Raw genomic sequence first — 20,069 nt, 5'->3', positions numbered from 1 at the left:
CGAGATCGCTTTCACGACGCGGTTGCAGCGTCGCTTACTTCGGTACCAACACTTCAACGAGAGGAAGTTATCATGGCAAAGATTCTTGGCATCGATCTGGGCACCACCAATTCGGCGATGGCCGTTATGGAGGGAAGCGAGCCCGAAATCCTGGTGAACGCCGAAGGCGATCGCACCACCCCCTCCGTCGAGGGTTTCCGCAAGGACGGCGAGCGCGTCGTCGGCAAGGCTGCGAAGAACCAGGCCGTCACCAACCCCGAGAACACCGTGGCATCCGTCAAGCGCTTCATCGGCCGTTCGTACAACGAGACCTCCGAAGAGCGCAAAACCATCGCCTACAACGTCGAGGCCGGCAAGGACGGCCGTGCCGTCGTCTCGATCGACGGCAAGCACTACACCCCCGAGGAGATTTCGGCCATGGTGCTGCAGAAGCTGAAGTCCGACGCCGAGAAGCAGGTGGGCTCGACTATCACCCAGGCCGTTATCACCGTTCCCGCGTACTTCAACGACGCCCAGCGCCAGGCCACCAAGGATGCCGGCAAGATCGCCGGACTCGAGGTTCTGCGCATCATCAACGAGCCCACGGCGGCGGCTTTGGCCTACGGCCTCGACAAGACGAACAAGGATCAGAAGATCCTCGTGTTCGACCTGGGCGGCGGCACCTTCGACGTGTCGGTGCTCGAGCTGGGCGACGGCGTTTTCGAGGTCGCTTCCACTGCCGGTGACAACCATCTGGGCGGCGACGACTGGGATCAGCGTGTCATCGACTGGATCGCCGACAAGTTCAAGACCGAGAACAACATCGATCTGCGTGCCGACAAGATGGCCCTTCAGCGCCTGAAGGAAGCCGCCGAGAAGGCGAAGATGGAGCTTTCCTCCACCAGCCAGGCGAATATCAACCTGCCCTTCATCACGGCTGATGCGAGCGGCCCCAAGCATCTCGACTACACGCTGACCCGCGCGGAGTTCGAGCGCATCACCAAAGACCTTCTGGATCGCTGCCGCAAGCCCGTCGAGCAGGCGCTGCGCGACGCAGGGCTGTCGACCGGCGAGATCGACGAGGTCATCTTGGTGGGCGGATCCACCCGTATGCCGGCAGTCCAGGAACTTGCCAAGCAGATGACCGGCAAGCAGCCCAACATGTCAGTGAACCCCGACGAGGTTGTGGCGATGGGCGCAGCCGTTCAGGGCGGCGTGCTTTCCGGCGACGTGGAGGGGATCCTGCTTCTGGACGTCACCCCGCTCTCTTTGGGTGTCGAGACCATGGGCGGCGTGATGACCAAGATGATCGATCGCAACACCACCATCCCCACGCGCAAGACCGAGGTGTACTCCACGGCCGCTGACAACCAGACTTCCGTCGAGATCCACGTGCTGCAGGGCGAGCGCCCCATGGCCCACGACAACAAGACCCTGGGCCGCTTCCAGCTTACCGGCATCCCCGCAGCTCGTCGCGGCATCCCCCAGATCGAGGTGACCTTCGACATCGACGCCAACGGCATCGTGAACGTGTCCGCCAAGGATCTCAGCACCGGCAAGCAGCAGCAGATCACCATCTCGGGATCCACCGCTCTGTCCGACGACGAGGTCGAGCGCATGGTGAAGGACGCCGAGGAAAACGCCGCCGCCGATGAGGCTCGCAAGCAGGAGGTCGAGACGCGCAACAACGCCGACTCCCTGGTGAACGCCACGCAGCAGACGCTTGACGAGTTGGGCGACAAGGTTCCGGCCGACTCGAGGCAGCAGGCCGAGGAGGCCATCGCCGAGACCAAAAAGGCGCTCGAGGGCACCGATGTCGAGGCTATCAAGGCTGCTTCCGAGAAGCTTCAGGCCGCCGGTTACAAGCTGGCCGAGGTGGCGTACTCGCAGGCCGGAGCCGATGGTGCAGCCGCCGGTGCCGGCGCGCAGGCCGCTCCTGCCGATGACGGCACCATCGAGGCCGACTACGAGGTCGTTGACGACAATAACGACGGCAAAGAAGGGAAGTAGTTCTCATGGAGCAGCCCAACGAGTACTCCGACGACCGCGAGGATCGCGACGGCGTTCAGGGAACCGACCCGAACTGCGTCGATGACGGTACCGGGCCTTCCGCGAGTCGGGTGGCCGAGGGTCGGGCGGCGGGTGAAGCGCCCGTCGCCGACCCTCCCTCGGCAGACGATCTGATCGCCGAGGCCGAAGAGGTTGTGGCATCAGCCGGAGCCTCGCTCGAGCAAGAGCTTGAAACGGCACGCAAAGAGTGCGCCGACTGGCAGGACAAGTACGTTCGACTCCATGCGGAGTGGGATACGTACCGCCGCCGCATGGCCGAGCAGCGCGAGGATGAAAAGCTGCGCGCCAACGAGAAGCTGGTCGGCGAGCTGATTCCGCTGCTGGACGACTTCGAGCGCACTATCTCGTACGCCGAGGCAAACGGCGAGACGGGGCTGCTGGAGGGCGTTCGGGCGGTCGGCAACAAGCTGTCCGGCACGTTGCGCAAGACCGGACTCGAGGTTATAGACCCGGTGGGAGAGGCGTTCGATGCGCTCTCGGCCCAGGCGGTCGGCACGGTAGAGGATGCCGCGGTTCCCGACGAAACGGTGGCGCAGGTCTACCAGAAGGGCTACCGCATGGGCAAGAAGGTTCTGCGCCCCGCGATGGTGACCATTACTTCGGGCGGCCCGAAAAGGGAAAAACCCGAGGTTGAAGAATAGCTGAAACGGCAGGGGCGGATCGAGCGGGTCCGCCCCTGCTTTCCAAGGGGCGGACCCGATCGCCCCGAGACCGCAGCGGTATACGAGAAAGGCGGTGGGAAGCATGGAGAGCAAGCCCGATTACTACAAGACGCTGGGCGTTTCCCGCGATGCCTCTGCCGATGACGTGAAGAAGGCCTTTCGCAAGCTGGCGCGCACGCACCATCCCGACGCGGGCGGCGACGAGGCTCGGTTCAAGGAGATCAACGAAGCGTACGAGGTTCTGTCCGACGACAAGAAGCGCCAAATGTACGACCAGTTCGGAACTGCCGAGGCCAACGGGATCCCGGGTGGTTGGGGCAACGTCGGCGACATGTTCGGCGGTACTGTGGGCTGGGCCGAGATACTGGAGTCTCTGCGCCAGGGCGGCGGCTTAGGTTTCGACGGCTTCGGAGGCTTCGGAGGCTTCGGAGGAACCGCACGCGGTCCGGTTGCCCGCAAGGGCCGCGATACGAACGTAACGCTTTCGGTGACGTTCGACGAGGCGTTCAAGGGAGCGGAAAAGCGCGTGACGGTGCGCGTTCCCGGCCGTTCCGATAAGGAGACCCTATCGGTGAAGGTGCCCGCCGGTGCAATCGATGGCGGCCGCTTGCGCTTCAAGGGCCGTGGCATGCCCGGAGAAAACGGGGGCGCGGCGGGCGATCTGTTCATCACCACGAAGATCCAGTCCCACGAGTATTTTCACCGTGACGGCGCGGATGTCCACATCGACGTTCCCATCAGCATTTCCGAGGCCGCGCTGGGAGCAAGCGTGGTGGTTCCCGTTCCCGAGGGCGGCCGCGTGCGCGTGAAGGTACCCGCCGGCACGCAGGATGGTGCCGTGCTTACCCTCAAGGGCAAGGGCGCCCCGCGGGTGAAGGGGTCGGGTTCGGGAGACCTCAAGATCAAGGTGGGCGTGCTCGTTCCCACAGAGCTGAGCGACGAGCAGAGGTCGGCCCTCGAAGCCCTGGCCGCCGCCGAGACGAAAGGAATCCGGCCATGGGAATAGGAGGCCGCGACGATCGCAACCGCCCCGTCTACATGATCGGGGTAGCCGCTCAGCTTGCCGGCATGCATCCCCAGACGCTGCGTTCGTACGAGCAGAAGGGACTGGTGAATCCCCAGCGCACCAGCGGCAACACCCGCATGTACTCGCAGGCCGACATCGAGCGGCTCGAGCTTATCACCGAGCTTACCGACGAGGGCATCAATCTGGCCGGGGTCATCCGCATCCTCGATCTTCAGGGGCGTCTCGACGAGCGAGATCGCGAGTTGGACGACCTGCATAAGAAGGTGCGGCGCTTGGCAGATCGCGTGCACGAGCTCGAAACGCGCGAGAACGTTGCCTCGCTTGTGCGCAGCGGGCAGGGAGCCCTTGCGCTGAGACGCCTCCCCTAGACAAAAGCAGGCCGCCGCTCGATCGCTGCGCAAGCCTCGGCGGCGCCGAGAGCAACGAGCTTAGATCGCGGGACGACCGCTTGCCGTCCCGCACCTCGAGCTCCAGAAAGGAGCACATCATGAGACTCGATAAACTTGCGATTTCCGCTCAGGAGGCGTTTCAGAACGCATTGGGCGTCGCCTCGGAATCCGAATCGGCCACGATCGAGCCCATTCACCTGCTAAAGGCTCTGCTCGATTCGTCCGAAAGCAACCTTGAGGCCATCCTCAAGCGCGCCGGGGCCGATCCGGCCTCCCTGCGCGCCAACGTGGACGAGGCCATCGCCAAGCGTCCGAAGGTGCAATCCGGCATGCCGGTTCCCATGCCCGGCAGCGACTTGATGCAGTGCATCGACGGTGCGGTGAAAACGGCCGAGAAGATGGGCGACAGCTATGCGACCAGCGAGCATTTGCTCATTGCGCTTGCCGAGGCCAAAGGCGATGCGGGAAGGCTGCTGAATCTCGAGGGCGTCACGCGCAGAACCGTGGAGGAAGCGTACTCCGATCTGCGCGGATCGACTCGCGTGACCGAGCAGAACGCCAAACCCGAACTGGACGCCCTGAACAAATACGGCCAGAACCTCACCCAACGGGCGCGCGAAGGCAAGCTCGATCCCGTCATCGGCCGCTCCGAGGAGATCCGCCGCACCGTCCAGGTGTTGTCGCGGCGCACCAAGAACAACCCCGTGCTCATAGGCGAACCTGGCACGGGCAAGACCGCGATCGTCGAAGGCCTCGCCCAGCGCATCGTTGCGGGCGACGTTCCCTCGGGTTTGCAGGATCGTGACCTGATCAGCCTCGATATTGCCTCGATGCTGGCGGGCGCAAAGTACCGCGGCGAGTTCGAGGATCGCTTGAAGGGCGTTTTGCGCGAGGTGAAGGAAAGCGAGGGACGGATCATCCTGTTCATCGACGAACTGCACACCATCGTGGGTGCCGGTTCGGGGTCCGAGAGCACCATCGATGCGGGCAACATGCTCAAACCCGCACTCGCTCGCGGAGAGCTGCATGCCATCGGCGCTACGACGCTCGACGAGTACCATAAGTACATCGAGAAAGACGCCGCGCTCGAGCGCCGCTTCCAGCCGGTGGTCGTGGGCGAGCCCAGCGTTGAGGACACCATCGCCATCCTGCGCGGCCTCAAGGAAAAATACGAGATTCACCACGGGGTGCGCATCACCGACGGCGCGATCGTCGCGGCGGCCGAGCTTTCGAACCGCTATATCGCCGATCGCTTCCTGCCGGACAAGGCCATCGACCTTATGGACGAGGCCGCCAGCCGCCTGCGCATCGAAATCGATTCGATGCCCGAAGAGGTGGACGCCCAGGCGCGCAAGCTCACCCAGATGCAGATCGAAGAGCAGGCTCTGATGAAGGAGACCGACGCCGCAAGCGCCGAGCGCCTCGAGGCGCTGAGGCGTGACATCGCCGCGGCCCGAGAGAGCCTGGACGCCGCTCAGGCGGAATGGCGCAACGAGAAAGACATCATCGAGAGCGTCCAGACCATCAAGACCGACCTCGACGCCGCCCAGCTCGAAGAAGAGCGCGCGACGCGCGACGGCGATCTGTCCCGTGCCTCCGAGCTGCGCTATGCGCGCATTCCCGAGCTGAAGGCGCGCCTCGAGGCCGCCGAGCGCGATCTTAATGCGCGGCAGGAAAACGGAGCCCTGCTCAAAGAAGAGGTATCCGAGTCCGAGATCGCAGAGGTCGTGTCCACCTGGACCGGCATTCCCGTTCAAAAGATGATGCGGGGAGAGATGGAGAAGCTGGTCGATCTCGAAAAGAGGCTGCATGAGCGCGTGGTGGGTCAGGACGAGGCCGTGAGCGCCGTGGCGGGAGCCATCCGCCGCAGCCGCGCCGGTCTGGCCGATCCCGACAAACCCATCGGCAGCTTCCTGTTCCTCGGCCCTACCGGCGTGGGCAAAACCGAGCTTGCCAAGGCGCTTGCCGAATACCTGTTCGACGACGAGCGGGCCATGATTCGCATCGACATGTCCGAATACATGGAGAAGTTCAGCGTCCAGCGCCTGATCGGAGCCCCTCCGGGGTATGTCGGTTACGACGAGGGAGGTCAGCTTACCGAAGCCGTCCGCAGGCGCCCGTACAGCGTCATTCTGCTCGACGAGATCGAAAAGGCGCATCCCGATGTGTTCAACATCTTGCTGCAGGTGCTCGATGACGGCCGCCTGACCGACGGTCAGGGTCGCGTGGTGAATTTCAAAAACGCCATCGTGATCATGACCAGCAACGTGGGTTCCCAGTTCATTCGCGAATTTCAGGAAAACGGCGACGAAGAGACGCGCGATCGCGCCATCCAAGAGGCGCTGCGCGCGACGTTCCGTCCCGAGTTCCTCAACCGCATCGACGATACCGTGGTGTTCGACGCGCTGGACATCAACGCGATCGAGCCCATCGTGAAGCTCCAACTCGAAGGCGTCCGTGCACGTTTGGCCGACCGTCACGTCACGTTGGATGTTGCGCCCGCGGCTCTCGAGGCCCTGGCGATAGACGGCTACGATCCCGTGTTCGGAGCGCGACCGCTGAAACGCCTGATCCAGCGCCAGGTGGTCGATCGCATCGCGGAGAAGGTCGTGCGCGGCGAGCTGTTCGACGGCGATCACGTGTTCATCGATGCGAGCCCCGAAGGCTCCTACCTGTGCCGTGTGGAAAGGCCCGTCAGCCTGGATTGCGATTCGCTCGAAGGGCTGCAGCAGTAGGGCCAAGGCGCCTGCCGCCATGCTTTTAACGTTTATTGGAAGGGCTCCGCAAGGGGCCCTTCCGTGTATGTATTAGAATGCAGTCATGAAAACGCGTAAACCCGACAACATCGAAGCCATAAAGGACGCCCTGATCGGATACATGGCGCTCGTCCTCTTCTTTGCGGCGTTCATCGTCGTCGGCATGATCGCCGTGGCGGTCGTGAGGTTCGTGGTGTAGCGCTATGTGGCAGCGGCTTTCCCTTAACGATGTGCGCGTTATCGCGCACTACCTGGGGGTTCTCATTTCGTTTCTCACGGTGGGACTCTCTGTTCCTCTGGTGGTGGCGCTGGCGTTCCAAGAATGGGTTCCGGCGTCGCATTACCTGCTCACGGCCGGCATCACCCTGGTCGTGGGAAGCGCTTTGCGTTTCGTGCGCATCCAACCGGGCAGGCTCACCTATCAGCAGGCGCTCATCATCACCGGTCTGTCGTGGGTGGTCTTGGCGTTCTTCGCAGCCATTCCCCTTCATATGTCGGGGCATTACGGGCGCTTCCTCGACGCCCTGTTCGATGCGGTGTCGGGTGTGACGACGACGGGCGTGAGCATCATCCTGGACCTCGATCATCTGTCTATGGCGGATAACATGTGGCGGTTCACCATGCACGCCACCGGCGGTTTGGGCTTCATTGTGGTGGGAACGACATTCGGCCTGTTCAGAAGAGGCGGAGCAAGCCTCTTCTCCTCCGAGGGCCGCGGCGAGCATATCGTTCCCAACGTCGTGCAGACCGCGCGCTTCATCTCGCGCATCGCGTTCATCTTCATCAGCATATCGACCGTGGTGCTTGCCGCCGGTCTGCTGCTGTGCGGATTCGAGGCTCCGCGCGCGTTCTTCCATTCGCTGTGGCTTTCCATTTCGGCTTTTTCAACCGGCGGGTTCACGCCGATGGATTTCAGCGTGCTGTACTACCACTCTTTCTCCGTCGAGCTGATGCTGATGGTGATCATGCTGGCGGGCTCGGTGAGCTTCGTGCTCCATTCCTGCATCGTTCGCGGGCGCGCCATCGAGTTTTTCCGAGATATGGAGACCGTCGCCGCGCTTCTATGGATGTTCGCCATCACGATAGTGCTTGCTGCCACGATTTCAGGGACCGCGGCCTTTTCCGACCTCCCCACCATGCTGAGAACGAACCTGTTCATGGTGGTATCGGCCTTTTCGACCACCGGTTTTTTGAACATCACCTCCTCGCAGCTGACGGGTGCGTTCACTTCGGGGGCGCTTATGACCATCGCGGTGCTGATGGGTGCGGGCGGCGGCACGGAGTCTACGTCGGGCGGTATCAAGATCAAGCGCATCGGCATCATCTTCAAGTCGATTATCGCCACCATCAAGCAGACGCTCGCGCCCCAGTCGGCATGCGTGGGGTCGTCCTATTATCATTTGGGGAAGCGTCCGCTCGATCACGATCTGGTGCGCGGTGCGATGACGGTTATGTCGCTGTACGCCATTACCTACATCGTGGGGACGCTGGCGGGCATCGCGGCCGGCCATGATGCGACGCAGGCCATTTTCGAGAGCGTCTCCATGGCCTCGAACGCGGGCCTTACCGCGGGCGTGGTGGGGTCGGGTATGCCGGTTCCGCTCGAGTTGTTCTACATCTTCGCTATGTGGGCGGGGCGTTTGGAGTTCGTGACCTTCCTTGCGCTCATCGTGAAGTTGGCGGTATCGCTGTATCCGCGCGAGACGGTCAACGACGTCGTCGAGGCTTGGAGGGATCGATGAGGCCGCTTCCCCTTTCTTTCCCGCCGTCTGGCGCGCAGATCGCCTCGATGCTGTTCGCTTTGGCTCTTTCGAGCATGATGATGGCTCCGGTCGCCCTGGCCGACGAGCGAGGGCCTTCGTCCCCAGCGGGCGATATATCGGTCGAGTGGGAGCCTTCCGGCGAACAGTCGGCGGACGGGCAGGATGCCAAGAAATCCACTTCGGTCGACTCCGATCCGTCGAACAAGGTGGACGTTACGCAGCGTGCCGACAGCTCGTTCATCTACGAGACCGATATCGCCGAGCTCGCCCAGCAAGCCGAGCTGTTCGATCGGCAGACCGTGCAGGTGTCGGGGGAGGCGGTGGGAGACATCGTTGCCGCTTCCGATCCGAATTATCGCTGGGTCGTCATCATGTCCACCGAGAAGTCGTCGTACGCCGAGGTGATCGTGTACATGACCGCGAAGCAGGCGTCCCTTATCGAAACGCTGGGCCGCTACAACCGCGTCGGGACCATCTTGCAGGTCACGGGTACGTTCTACGAGGCCGATCCCGAGCTGGAGGGCGCCCAGAACGTCCGTGCGACCAGCGTGTCGGTGCTGGCGCCCGGCCGCGTCGAGGTCGATGCGTTCGACCCGCTTGCGTTTGCCGGCGGCGGCGCCCTGCTCGTGCTCGGGTTCGCCCTGCTGCTCGGCTTCAACTACATGCGGGAGAGGCAGCGGTAGTGGCGCGCGGTCGGGTTGTCAAGCTTGATCGCGGATATCCGCTGGTCAAAGTGGAAGGGTTGGATCCGTTTCGCTGCGAGCATGCGACGGCGCTGGTGAAGGGCCGGCGCATCAGGTCGGTTATTGGGGATTTCGTAGACGTGGAGCTTCCGTGCGGTCACGACAACGGCATCATTCGCTCCATCGAGGCGCGCCGCAGCCAGTTCGTGCGCAGAGATCCGGCCGAAAGAACCTCGTCCCAGGTGCTGGCCGCCAATTTCGAGCGCGTGGTCGTGGTCGAGCCCGCAGTGGATCTGAACGTCAAGCGGCTTGAGCGGGAGCTGGTTTTGGCCCACGAAGCGGGCGTGCAGGTATCGGTTCTCCTTACCAAGGCCGACCTTGTTTCCAGTGCGCGGGAGCTGGAGGCTGTCGAGAGGCTTGCGCGGGATCTCGCAGGTTCGTCGGTCGAAGTGAGGTCCATGTCGACGGCGCATCCCGAAACGGTCGACGCCGTGCGCGCGTGGTTTCCCGAAGGAACCCTCGGCGTGCTTCTGGGAAAGAGCGGTGTGGGTAAATCGAGCCTGGTCAATTTGCTTGTCGGTCAGCAGGTGATGGAGACGGGCGCGGTGCGCGAGGGCGATGGGAAGGGCCGTCATACCACGGTGAGCCGCGCCATCGTCTCTATTCCCGGAGCCGGAGACGTGGTGGATATGCCCGGCGTGAGGGGCTTGGGGCTGTGGGATGCCGATAACGGCATCGAGGCTGCGTTTCCCGATGTGGCGGCATTTTCGTCGGAGTGCCGCTTCCGCGATTGCAAGCACGAGGCCGAGCCGGGGTGCGCCGTGCTCGCCGCGGTCCAGCGAGGCGATCTGGCATCGGTGCGCGTGGAATCGTACCGCGCCCTCAAAGACGAGCTCGATCAGATGCGAAGGCGACGGGAGGAGGCTCGCCAGATGCGGGGCGAGAAGGCCTCCGACCAGAGAGATTCGCGCAAGGGGGCGTTTCGCGCCCGTTCGCGGTACAATAGGGGTTCAGCTCGACGATGACGCGCCTTCGGGCGCGCTCTGTTTTAAGGACGCCCATGAATCCAGTTGTGATTATTCCCACGTTCGTCTCGATGAGGCGCAGCCGCACCGCCGGCAGCGTCGTGGCGGTGTACGATCACACCACCTCGCTCAATCAGCAGGGCGAGTTGGCAAGGTGCCTGAGTTCGCTCATCAATGTGCGCGGCATGGGCCAGATCGTCGTGCTGGTTGCCAGCGAGCCCGGCATCGAAGATCGGGCGCTTGCCAAGGTCAGGGGCATTGCGGCGAAGTTTCCCTCGCTTCCCATCGCGGTTATGGGCGCACCCGAGCTGGAGCTGGTTCAGCAGCGTTTCGAGCAGCTGGGGCTGGGGCGCCTTGCTCGCGAGGTGGGCCTTACCGGGTATTCGGCCATCCGCAACTTCGGTTTGGTGATCTCGAACATCTTCGGCTTCGATGCAGCGGTGTTCCTCGATGACGATGCGGTGGTCGAAGACGAGTTCTTCTTGCAGAAGGCCGTGTACGGTCTGGGCAAGCTGACGCGCAAGGGCGTTCCCATCCTCGCGAAGACGGGGTACTACTTCAATGCGAGGGGAACGTATTATTCCCAAAGCCAGAACCGTTGGTACAACCGTTTCTGGCAGCAGGGGAAATCGTTCAACGAGTGGATCGAGCGGGCGATGCGCGGTCCGCGGCTGTCGCGCTCGAACCACGTGTGCGGTGGCTGCATGGCCCTGCACAAAGAGGCGTTTCGCCGCGTATCGTTCGACCCGTGGATCCCGCGCGGCGAAGATCTGGACTACATGCTGAACCTGCGCATGTACGGTTCCGATATATGGTTCGACAACAAATGGCATATGAGGCATCTTCCCCCCGAAGGAGCGAGCGAGGGCGATCGGTTCCGCCAGGATATCTACCGATGGATGTACGAGAACCGCAAGATGGAGTTCGGGCGCACGCAGATCGACCTTTTGCAGGTGAAGCCCGCGTCGCTTGAACCGTATCCGGGCCCGTTTCTCGAGTCCGGCATCGACAACCGCGTGCGCATCACGGCGTTGCTGCGCAGCCTGGGTCGTCCCGATCATGCGGCGTATCGCCGCGCGGCGAAGGCGGTTCACGGCGAAGCGCTCGCATATGCCCAGCGCAACTGCGCCAAGTACTTCGAGTTTCAGTACGTGTGGCCCGAGCTGATGACGCGGGTGGAAGGCGATGCGATTCTGTCCGAGGCGCTGGTGCAGTCGGTGTCGATGCGTCCTGCGGCCGGCAATTCGGTATCCGCTCGAACCCAGGGGGTCTCCGTTCCCGCATCCGATGAGGCTGGCGTGGATCCCGGTGCCACCAGCGAGATCAGGCTTAACCTGGGCGATTCGGAATAATCGGCCATGATCGACCACCTTGCACTCAGCGTGTTGACCGGACTGTTCGTCGGCGTGAGCTCCGGTCTTCTGGGGATCGGCGGGGGAACCATCCTCGTTCCCGTTTTCAGGCTGCTGTTCGGCATGAGCGCGATGGGATCGACGGCCACCTCGCTGTTCACCATCGTCCCCACGTCCTTTTCGGGGGCGGCCGCCCATGTGCGCCATCGCACCTGCATTCCGCGCTTGGGTGTCGCTATGGGCCTGGGCGGGGCGCTCACCTCGCCTCTGGGAGTGCTTCTGGCAAGCAAATCGCCCGGCTGGACCATTATGCTGGCGGCTGCCGCCATCATTTCGACGTCGGCGTACAACATGTTCAAGAAGGCCCTGGCGCTTCGTTCGGAGGGCGCTTCGGATGCCGGCAGGTCGGCGTCCGCCTCCCAGGAGAGCCGCGCGTTTCCCGCCATCGAGCGCGCCGTTCTGGCCAAAGGCGCTGCAATCGGGCTGGCTGCCGGCCTGGCTTCGGGATACGTCGGGGTGGGCGGCGGGTTTATCATGGTTCCGATGATGATCGGGCTTCTGGGCATTCCGATGGCGTTCGCTTCGGGAACGTCGCTTGTCGCCGTGATGATCCTGGCCGTTCCGGGCGTCATCGAGCAGGGCCTTATGGGAAACGTCGATATTCTGGCGGGTATCTTCGTCTCGCTGGGAACGGTGCCGGGGGCGTATCTGGGCGCTCGGTTGATCACGCTGATTCCCGAGCGGACGCTGCGCCTCACGTTCGGTGGATTCCTCATTGTCGCGTCTATCCTGCTGGTGGTAAACGAGTTCGCCGCATAGCGCGGATTCGAGGTTCATGGAAGGAGATCCGGTGTCCGATTCCAGCCAGGCTCATATGCGTCCGCGCGCCTTTACCTCGGAGATGGTGCTGGTTGCCATGGCCATCGTGTCGGGCCTGCTTATCCTATGGATGGGCTATTTCGGTGCGGGCGATATCAAGCTGCAGATCATCGCCGGCATCGCCTTCACGCTCTCGCTGTTCGCGTTCATCCGTCTGCTGATGGACCCCGATTCGGTGCGGGCGCGTCAGTCCGACTCGGTGCTGCGCATCGCCAGCCAGACGCTGCGGTGCACGACCGACGGCCTCACTCAGAGCGCGGCCCAGGAGATCTGCGAGCTGCTGCTTCCCGCGACCGCCGCCATCGCCGTGGCCATCACCGATCGAGAAGACATCCTGGGGTATGCGGGCTACACCGACGGAAACAGCATCCAGGGGCGCAAGATTCGCACGCGGGCAACGCATCTGACCCTGGACGACGGTATCACGCGCATCCTGGATTCTCCCGAAGATATCGGGCTGCCCCACGCTTCGCGCATCAAGGGCGCCATCATCGTTCCGCTCTACATCGGCCGCGACATTCGAGGGACGCTGAAGTTCTACTACCGCCACTCGCGTCAGATCAGCCGGACCCAGGAATCGATGGCGGTGGGGTTTGCCGAGCTGCTGTCCACCCAGATGGCCGCATCGGCTTTGGAAGAGCAGACGCGCCTGGCCACCAGCATGGAGCTCAAAGCCCTTCAAGCCCAGATCAATCCACATTTCCTTTTCAATACCATCAACACCATCGCATCCCTTATTCGCACCGATCCTGCAAAGGCGCGCGTGCTGCTGAGGGACTTCGCGGTGTTCTACCGCCGCACGCTGGAGGATTCTGCCGACCTTATCGCCCTCGATCGCGAGGTCGAGCAGGTTCGGCGTTACTTCTCGTTCGAGGTCGCTCGGTTCGGGGAGGGGCGCTTGCAACTTGATCTTGATATCGACCCGGCCGTGGGCACCATGATGGTCCCATCGTTTCTGATACAGCCCCTCGTCGAGAATTCGGTTCGCCATGCCATGCCCGCTGTAGGCTGCTTGACGGTGAAGGTGTCGGGCCATATCGAGGATGGCGATGTGGTCATCCGCATCAGCGACGATGGCATGGGCATGACCGACGAGCGGCGCAACACCATCATGTGCTCAGAATCGTCCACCGGTCTGGGGATTGCGGTGAAGAACGTGCGCGACCGCATGAAGGGGTACTTCGGATCCGATGCGCGGATGGATATCCAGAGCGTTTTGGGCGAAGGCACGGTCGTATCGTTCGTGCTGGGCCGACAGAGTCTGGACCCTTGCGTGGTCGAGGGAACGTCGTGCGAAGTCGATCCGGTCGAGCTTGATCGCGATGCCGGGAGCATGCGCCCTTTGGCCGAAAACGATCCGGCTGGTTACCGTGCGTTGAAAACCTCGCTGGGCGATTGATCCTTTCGCTGCGCGACCTGCTGGCCCTGTCGAGACGGGAGCGGTATGAACATCAAAGAGAGTTATTCGAAGGCCGCCCTTGAAACCTATTACGGGGCCGTTCCCCATCGAGGCGCCGCGTCGGCGGCGTGCCGGATGCCGTTTCCTCGCGAGGGTTTTTCGGGCAAGCGCGTGCTGGATGTGAACTGCCGTGCGGGCAAGGGCGTTCTTGCGATTTCCGATCGCGTTGGCCCTGACGGGTTCGTTATGGGGGTCGATCCCGATGAAGAGCTTGTCGAATCGGCGCGGGCCTATGCGCGCGCATCGCTGGGCCGAGGGGTCGAGGCTCACGGCCAGGTTGCGTTCGCCTGCGCCGTTCCCGAGAATCTGGCCGAGGCGGGTATCGAGGATGCGTCGTTTGACTGCGTGTTCTCCAACTGCAGCTTGAACCTCTCATACGATTTCAACGCGGTTTTGCGCGAGTTCGCGCGTGTTCTGGTTGCCGATGGGACGTTCGTATTCGACGCGGTCGTGGCGACGGGTGCGCGCGATTACGCTGTTTGGGCCCCTGCTCGCGTGGTGGGAAACGAAGTTCAGGCGTCGTATAGCCGCGACGATCTCACGCGGGCGCTGCATCGCGCGGGGTTCGCAAGCGTCGAGTATGCCGACGAGGATCCCATCGACTATCGGGTTGGGAGCGGGGCGGCCTTGAGGGCCGATGCGGTGGTTCCCGCGATCGACTCCGACGAGGAGGTTGCGTTCATTCGCACGGTGGTGGTTGCGCGCAAGCAGTGAGATAGCTCCGTCGTTGTTTTGTGCAGAGCGAAAGAAACCCAATCTGTCCTTGCAAAGGGGATTGAAGTCGGTTAATATCTGTACTCGCTTTCGTCAATGACGAACGGGCAATGCGGGTGTGGCGGAATTGGCAGACGCGTACGGTTCAGGTCCGTATGGGGGTAACCCCATGAAGGTTCAAGTCCTTTCACCCGCACCATGGAACTTCAAGGGGTCGCAAGCTTCGGGCTTGCGACCCCTTCTCGTTTCACGGGGCTTTGGCTAAGCGGGTGCGGCGGCGCATGCGGTATCATGGGTCAACGCAGAGCTTGCCCATGAGAAAAACCTGAAAGGAAGCCGTGGCCGACGATACGCTCATATTGGGTCGCTACCGACCGCTGGGTACGGTCGGGACGGGCGGCTTCGGCTCGGTTCAGGTTGCATGGGATCCTCGGATCCAGCGAAAAGTCGCCATCAAGATCATTCACTTGACCGAGATGGATGCGCAGCGCGCCCGGCAACCCGACGAGGCGCCGCCGATGCGCGAGCGCTGGCATGGCGTGCTTCCCTGGGAGGCCATCGAGGATAACGAGCCCCAGATCGTCGAGTTCGTATCTCCGTTTCGCACAAGGGGTTCCGACAGCGAACCGGCCGGGGTCTCCGTTTCGCGCACCGTCGCGCCGTCCGAAGGGCGTACCGAGGGCTTGCCCGCAGACGAGGGCCCCGCGACCCGATGCGCACGGGGGACAGAGCCGGCGACGATGCACATGCCCGCCGTCTCGGATGAGGGGGAGGCCGCCTCCGTTCCATCCGGGCAGGCCGCGTCCGACGAACCTTCGGCTTTGGCGAATATTCCGGGCATCGACGAGGCTCGCACCGCGGCGCGCCTCGATGACCAGCACATCGTCAAGGTTTACGATGTCGAGGTGGTCGGCCTGGACGCGTACCTCATCATGGAATACGTCGAGGGCATCACGCTGTCGCGTTTACTTGGCGAATACGGGGACCTGCTCACCATCGACATGGCCACGGCGGTGTTCGATGCGGTGGCCGCAGCGCTTTCCGTCGCTCACAAAAGGGGCGTTCTCCATCTTGACATCAAGCCCGACAACATCCTCGTCAACGCTGACGGCCAGGTGAAAGTGACGGATTTCGGCCTGGCGACGCTTGCGGACGCGTCGGGCAAAGGGACGACGGGCGGCGGCACTATCGGGTACATGCCGCTCGAGCAGATGCGGCGCGCTCACCTTGATGCGCGTACCGACGAGTGGTCCCTGGCGTCGGTCGCCTACGAGATGATAGCGGGCGACAACCCCTTCTTCGCCCCGACGCTGGCAGAAGCCGAAGCGGCCATCGAAGAGGCGGAGCTGATCCTCCCTTCGCTTTGCTGGGAAGACGTTGACGATCAGGTTGACGACGTGCTGTTCTATGCGCTCGATCCCGATCCGTCGGCTCGATACGACACCGTTGCGGATTTCGCAGAGGAGATGGATCGCTTCATGGGCGATGCTGCGCGCGGGAAGCGCCAGCTGTCGCTGGTCGTTCACGATGCCCTGGGGCACCCCCTTTCCGGGTTCGAGGGCGAAACGCTCGACGAGGCTCTAGACGGTTACGGCGATGCCGACGGGTTCGACGGTCGCGACGGATACGGTGCGTATGGATACGGGGACGGTTTCGATGAGGGCTGTTCGGATTTAGATCGAACCGAACCGCAGCATGCCGCGCGTTTCGCCCGGCCGCCTCTGGAGCTGCGAAAGGATCGGATTCCCATGAGGGCTCGAATAAACGATCGGGTGGTCTCGGTTGCGGGACGCGTCTCGGCGGCGGCCGCCTCGGGTGCGACCGCGTATGTGGCGGCGGCGAATATGCCGTTCATGTCGGGCGTAAGCGTTCAGGGCGTTGCCGCGTCGCTGATCGCGGCAACGCTGGCTGCGGCTTTGGCGGCGTTTCGTCCCCCAATCGGGTCCGTGGTGGCGCTTGCGGGCGTATCGATAGCGCTGATCTGCGGCGCGACTCCGCTTATGGGCGTCGCTCTTCTGGTCGCCAGTCTGGTTTGGTGGCGCTTCGAGGGCGCGGGAAGCGTTGCGGCATCGAATGTGGCGGTGTTCTCGCCGATATTCGGAGGATTCGGCTTTGGGCAGCTTGCGCCCCTGCTGGCAGGCGCGGCCCTCAAGCCTTCGTCTGCTGCGGCCACGGGGCTTCTCTCGGCAGTGTGGGCGTTTTGCCTGGCCTGCCTGGGTACGGGTTCGCTTTCAGGTTGGGATGCGGTGTCGTTTTGGAGCTTCGCCTCGATCGATGCCGCTCCTCGCGCGTTGGTTCTGGGCGCGAGTCCCGCCCTGTGGTGCGAAGCGGCAAGCTGGGTGTGCGCCGCGTTTCTCCAGGCGCTTGTCGCGTCTCGCGGCTCGCGCGCTTTCGATGTGGCGGGCGCGGTGGTCGGCGGCGCCGTTCTTGCGGCCGGCCTTGTTGTCGCAGTGTGGTTCAGCTCGCAGGGAGCAAGCCTCGTTCCCTCGGTGAACGACCTGGTACCTTTGGTATTCTCCGTGGTTTTGACGGTTCTGTTCCTTGCGTTTTTGCGACCGGGCCACCCGACGGGATCGTAGTGCGCCGACGAGATCTGATCCTGTCGGCGCCGTTCGGAGCCGACGGCCTTTCCGCATATCGGGGCGATTCCGTTGCGGGCGCGCCCGCTTAGCGTGCGAGCAAGGTTGCGATCTTGCCCATCAGCAGCTCGAAGCTCACACCGCGCTCCTGGAAGCGGGGCTGCTTGGTGGACACGATGATGGCATCGCGCGTGAGCTCGCCGGCGAAGGCGGCGGCTTCGCGCAGGTTTCGTCCGGCCATGATTCCCGCTAGCAGCACCGAGCAGTACAGGTCGCCCGTCCCATGAAGCATGTGGGGGACGAACTCGTTTCTCACTTGGAACATATCGCAATCCACGCCGCCGACGAAGTTGCGGATCACCGGCTCGCCTTCGCGCTGGATGCCTTTCAGCACGACATGCCCGGCACCTTTGCCGATCAGCGCGTCGATGATGCGCTCGGCTTCGATATCGGCGATGTCAGAGCCCTTCCATTCTTCACCCAGGATGATGGCGGCTTCGGTGAGGTTGGGCGTGAGGATGTCCGCTTCGGAGGCGAGCTGGGCCATAGCCTGGCACAGCTCGGGGGTGTAGGTGGGGTAGACCTTGCCGTGATCGGCCATGACGGGATCGACCACGCGTAGTGCCGAGGGATGGGCGGCGTACAGGTCGCGGATGCGTTCGACCTGCTCGGCGGCGCCGAGGAACCCCGAGTACACGGCATCGATCTCGACGCCGATGCCCTTCCAGGCATTCGTGTAGTCGGCCATGATGGCGGTGGTGTCGTGCATGTACCAGCCCGGGAAGGCGGTGTGAGACGAGAACAGTCCGGTGGGGACGGGGCAGACATCGCAGCCGGCGGCGGAAAGTACGGGAATGGCAACGCCCAGAGAGCACTTTCCGTACCCGCAGAGATCGTGAACGGCGGCGATGCGGGGGATGTAGTCGCCTTCGCGCTGGTAGAGCACGGGCGTGCCGGATGCGTTCTCAACAGTCATGATGAGCCTTTCGTCGAAGGGTCTACCGGTCCTTCGCCTCGTCCTGTTCGTCGTCGAAGAACGACCATTCGTCCTCGTCAGCGCGCGGACCGCGGTCGACGAAGGTCTTGCGCGTCTTGAACTCCATGACCACGGCGGCGATGAGGCTGAGAACGAGGCCGGACAGCACCAGCACGCCGATGCCGACGTAGGTTTCGAACAGGAAGTGGTACAGTTCGGCGAAGTCCATGGTGCGATGCCTCGGTTTCCTCGGTGCTGGTCCCGCTTGCGCGCGAGTCGGTTTTACGTCGGTTCAGTATAGCCTAAGCGTTCGCGAATGACGTTCCCGGCGGCGCAAAACGCAGGATAAGGAGTTGGTATGCCCGCTTGGCGCGCGCTTGGCTCTTGGCGGTGGTCCCTGCGCTATACTGGGCTACGATGTGCAGGCTGCGGACGCGTCAGCGACCGCCGAACCCGAGGAGCGCGCGATGCTGGATCTACGCTTTGTTCGCGAAAACCAAGAAGCAGTTGCCGAGGCGATGAAGAACCGGAACGCTTCATGGGACTCTGCGCGGTTCGCCGAGCTGGATGAGCGCCGCCGCAGCGCCATCGTGGCCGAAGAGGCCCTGCAGGCCGATCGCAATGCGCTTTCCAAAGAGATCGGCAAGCTGATGAGTCGGGGAGATACCGCCGAGGCCGAAGCGGCCAAAGAGCGCGTCCGCGCCATCAACGAAGAGCTTGCCGACGCCTCCTGCGCCCGCGAAGAGGTTGACGCGCAGATGACGCAGATCCTTCTGTCCACCCCCAACATGCCCAGCGTCGAGACGCCTGTGGGCGCCGACGAGAGCGACAACCCCGAAGTTCGCCGCTGGGGCACGCCGCGCGAGTTCGATTTCGAGCCCAAGGCTCACTGGGATCTGGGCTCCGATCTGAACATCATCGACTCCGAGCGCGCCGCCAAGCTCGCCCGCAGCCGATTCGTGCTTTTGGGCGGCCTCGGAGCCCGCCTCGAGCGCTCCATCATCAATTTCATGGCCGATACGCATTCTTCGCGCGGCTACAAGGAGTGGTGGTGCCCCGCCCTGGCCAACGAGCAGACCATGGTGGGCACCGGCCAGCTTCCCAAGTTCGAGGAAGACATGTTCCGCACGCGCGAGGGCCTCTACCTCATTCCGACCGCCGAGGTTCAGCTGACCAACATCCATGCCGGTGAAACGCTTGAGGCATCCGACCTCCCGCTGCGCTACTGCGCGTTCACCCCCTGTTTCCGCGAAGAGGCCGGCAGCGCGGGTCGCGATACGCGCGGTCTTATCCGCGTGCATCAGTTCGACAAGGTCGAGATGGTGAAGTACGCCAAGCCCGAGGAGAGCTACGCCGAGCTGGAGGCCATGACGGCCGACGCCGAGAACATCCTGCAGCTGCTGGGCCTGCCCTATCGCGTCATCGCGCTGTGCACGGGTGATATCGGCTTTTCTGCCGCTAAAACCTACGATGTCGAGGTGTACCTGCCGTCCTATAACGGCTACAAGGAGATCTCGTCGTGTTCGAACTGCGAGGATTTCCAGGCGCGCCGCATGAACATCCGTTATCGCGACCCCGAGAACTTCAAGGGCTCGCGTTTGGTTCATACGCTGAACGGATCGGGGCTGGCCGTGGGCCGCACGATGGCTGCGATTCTGGAGAACTACCAGCAGGCAGACGGTTCGGTGAAGGTTCCCGACGTTTTGGTTCCCTACATGGGCACCGAGGTCATCGAGCCCGTCTAGGTTGGCTGAGG

The 20,069-nt window shown here is 63.1% G+C and carries 17 protein-coding genes and 1 tRNA gene; 16 read left to right on the top strand and 2 right to left on the bottom strand.

Features of this window, described 5'->3' with window-relative positions:
- The first annotated feature begins 72 nt into the window (after positions 1 to 72).
- From dnaK to EIH26_RS01335, 15 genes are all read left to right on the top strand, one after another.
- Positions 73 to 1,989: a molecular chaperone DnaK gene (gene dnaK, locus EIH26_RS01400; RefSeq protein WP_124060431.1), complete on the top strand. Its 1,917-nt coding sequence runs from the start codon at positions 73 to 75 to the stop codon at positions 1,987 to 1,989.
- Positions 1,990 to 1,994: 5 nt separating this feature from the next.
- Entirely contained in the window at positions 1,995 to 2,690 is a 696-nt protein-coding gene (locus tag EIH26_RS01395; protein WP_124060430.1) for a nucleotide exchange factor GrpE, read from the top strand.
- Positions 2,691 to 2,793: 103 nt separating this feature from the next.
- On the top strand, positions 2,794 to 3,717 hold the full coding sequence (locus EIH26_RS01390; protein ID WP_124060429.1) for a DnaJ C-terminal domain-containing protein: 924 nt from the start codon (positions 2,794 to 2,796) through the stop codon (positions 3,715 to 3,717).
- Positions 3,714 to 4,106 carry a heat shock protein transcriptional repressor HspR gene (locus tag EIH26_RS01385; protein WP_124061741.1) on the top strand — a complete coding sequence of 131 codons (393 nt, stop codon included), beginning with the start codon at positions 3,714 to 3,716 and terminating at the stop codon, positions 4,104 to 4,106. The genes EIH26_RS01390 and EIH26_RS01385 overlap by 4 nt, the downstream gene beginning before the upstream one ends.
- A 119-nt stretch (positions 4,107 to 4,225) precedes the next feature.
- Positions 4,226 to 6,862, top strand: coding sequence for an ATP-dependent chaperone ClpB (gene clpB, locus EIH26_RS01380; RefSeq protein ID WP_124060428.1), 2,637 nt, complete (start codon positions 4,226 to 4,228; stop codon positions 6,860 to 6,862).
- Between the two features lie 85 nt (positions 6,863 to 6,947).
- Positions 6,948 to 7,082, top strand: coding sequence for a hypothetical protein (locus EIH26_RS08570; protein WP_255409457.1), 135 nt, complete (start codon positions 6,948 to 6,950; stop codon positions 7,080 to 7,082).
- Between the two features lie 4 nt (positions 7,083 to 7,086).
- Positions 7,087 to 8,625: a TrkH family potassium uptake protein gene (locus tag EIH26_RS01375; RefSeq protein ID WP_124060427.1), complete on the top strand. Its 1,539-nt coding sequence runs from the start codon at positions 7,087 to 7,089 to the stop codon at positions 8,623 to 8,625.
- Positions 8,622 to 9,329, top strand: coding sequence for a hypothetical protein (locus EIH26_RS01370; RefSeq protein WP_124060426.1), 708 nt, complete (start codon positions 8,622 to 8,624; stop codon positions 9,327 to 9,329). The genes EIH26_RS01375 and EIH26_RS01370 overlap by 4 nt, the downstream gene beginning before the upstream one ends.
- A complete protein-coding gene (rsgA, locus tag EIH26_RS01365) occupies positions 9,329 to 10,354 on the top strand; it encodes a ribosome small subunit-dependent GTPase A (RefSeq protein WP_124060425.1) in 1,026 nt (341 codons plus the stop codon). Before EIH26_RS01370 ends, rsgA begins: the two co-directional genes overlap by 1 nt.
- Positions 10,355 to 10,389: 35 nt before the next feature.
- Positions 10,390 to 11,706, top strand: coding sequence for a glycosyltransferase (locus EIH26_RS01360; protein ID WP_124060424.1), 1,317 nt, complete (start codon positions 10,390 to 10,392; stop codon positions 11,704 to 11,706).
- A 6-nt stretch (positions 11,707 to 11,712) separates the two neighbouring features.
- Positions 11,713 to 12,525: a sulfite exporter TauE/SafE family protein gene (locus tag EIH26_RS01355; RefSeq protein ID WP_206424647.1), complete on the top strand. Its 813-nt coding sequence runs from the start codon at positions 11,713 to 11,715 to the stop codon at positions 12,523 to 12,525.
- A gap of 55 nt (positions 12,526 to 12,580) precedes the next feature.
- A complete protein-coding gene (locus tag EIH26_RS01350) occupies positions 12,581 to 13,984 on the top strand; it encodes a sensor histidine kinase (RefSeq protein WP_124061739.1) in 1,404 nt (467 codons plus the stop codon).
- Positions 13,985 to 14,029: 45 nt separating this feature from the next.
- Entirely contained in the window at positions 14,030 to 14,758 is a 729-nt protein-coding gene (locus tag EIH26_RS01345) for a methyltransferase domain-containing protein (protein ID WP_124060423.1), read from the top strand.
- Between the two features lie 112 nt (positions 14,759 to 14,870).
- Positions 14,871 to 14,957, top strand: a tRNA-Leu gene (locus EIH26_RS01340).
- A gap of 139 nt (positions 14,958 to 15,096) precedes the next feature.
- Complete coding sequence (locus tag EIH26_RS01335; protein WP_241152722.1) at positions 15,097 to 17,337, top strand: serine/threonine-protein kinase; 2,241 nt, start codon at positions 15,097 to 15,099, stop codon at positions 17,335 to 17,337.
- A gap of 88 nt (positions 17,338 to 17,425) precedes the next feature.
- Here the strand turns inward: EIH26_RS01335 and EIH26_RS01330 are convergent, their stop codons facing one another.
- Both EIH26_RS01330 and EIH26_RS01325 read right to left on the bottom strand, forming a co-directional pair.
- On the bottom strand, positions 17,426 to 18,313 hold the full coding sequence (locus tag EIH26_RS01330; RefSeq protein ID WP_124060422.1) for a bifunctional hydroxymethylpyrimidine kinase/phosphomethylpyrimidine kinase: 888 nt from the start codon (positions 18,311 to 18,313) through the stop codon (positions 17,426 to 17,428).
- Between the two features lie 22 nt (positions 18,314 to 18,335).
- Positions 18,336 to 18,542: a DUF6724 family protein gene (locus tag EIH26_RS01325; protein ID WP_124060421.1), complete on the bottom strand. Its 207-nt coding sequence runs from the start codon at positions 18,540 to 18,542 to the stop codon at positions 18,336 to 18,338.
- A gap of 238 nt (positions 18,543 to 18,780) precedes the next feature.
- Between EIH26_RS01325 and serS the strand changes: the two genes are divergently transcribed.
- Positions 18,781 to 20,058: a serine--tRNA ligase gene (gene serS, locus EIH26_RS01320; RefSeq protein WP_124060420.1), complete on the top strand. Its 1,278-nt coding sequence runs from the start codon at positions 18,781 to 18,783 to the stop codon at positions 20,056 to 20,058.
- The last annotated feature ends 11 nt before the right edge of the window (positions 20,059 to 20,069 follow it).

It is taken from the genome of Gordonibacter sp. Marseille-P4307, assembly GCF_900604965.1.
In the GTDB taxonomy this organism is placed as follows: Bacteria; Actinomycetota; Coriobacteriia; order Coriobacteriales; family Eggerthellaceae; genus Berryella.
Note: the sequence above shows the minus strand (reverse complement) of the source record. Positions and strands in the feature narration are given on the sequence as shown.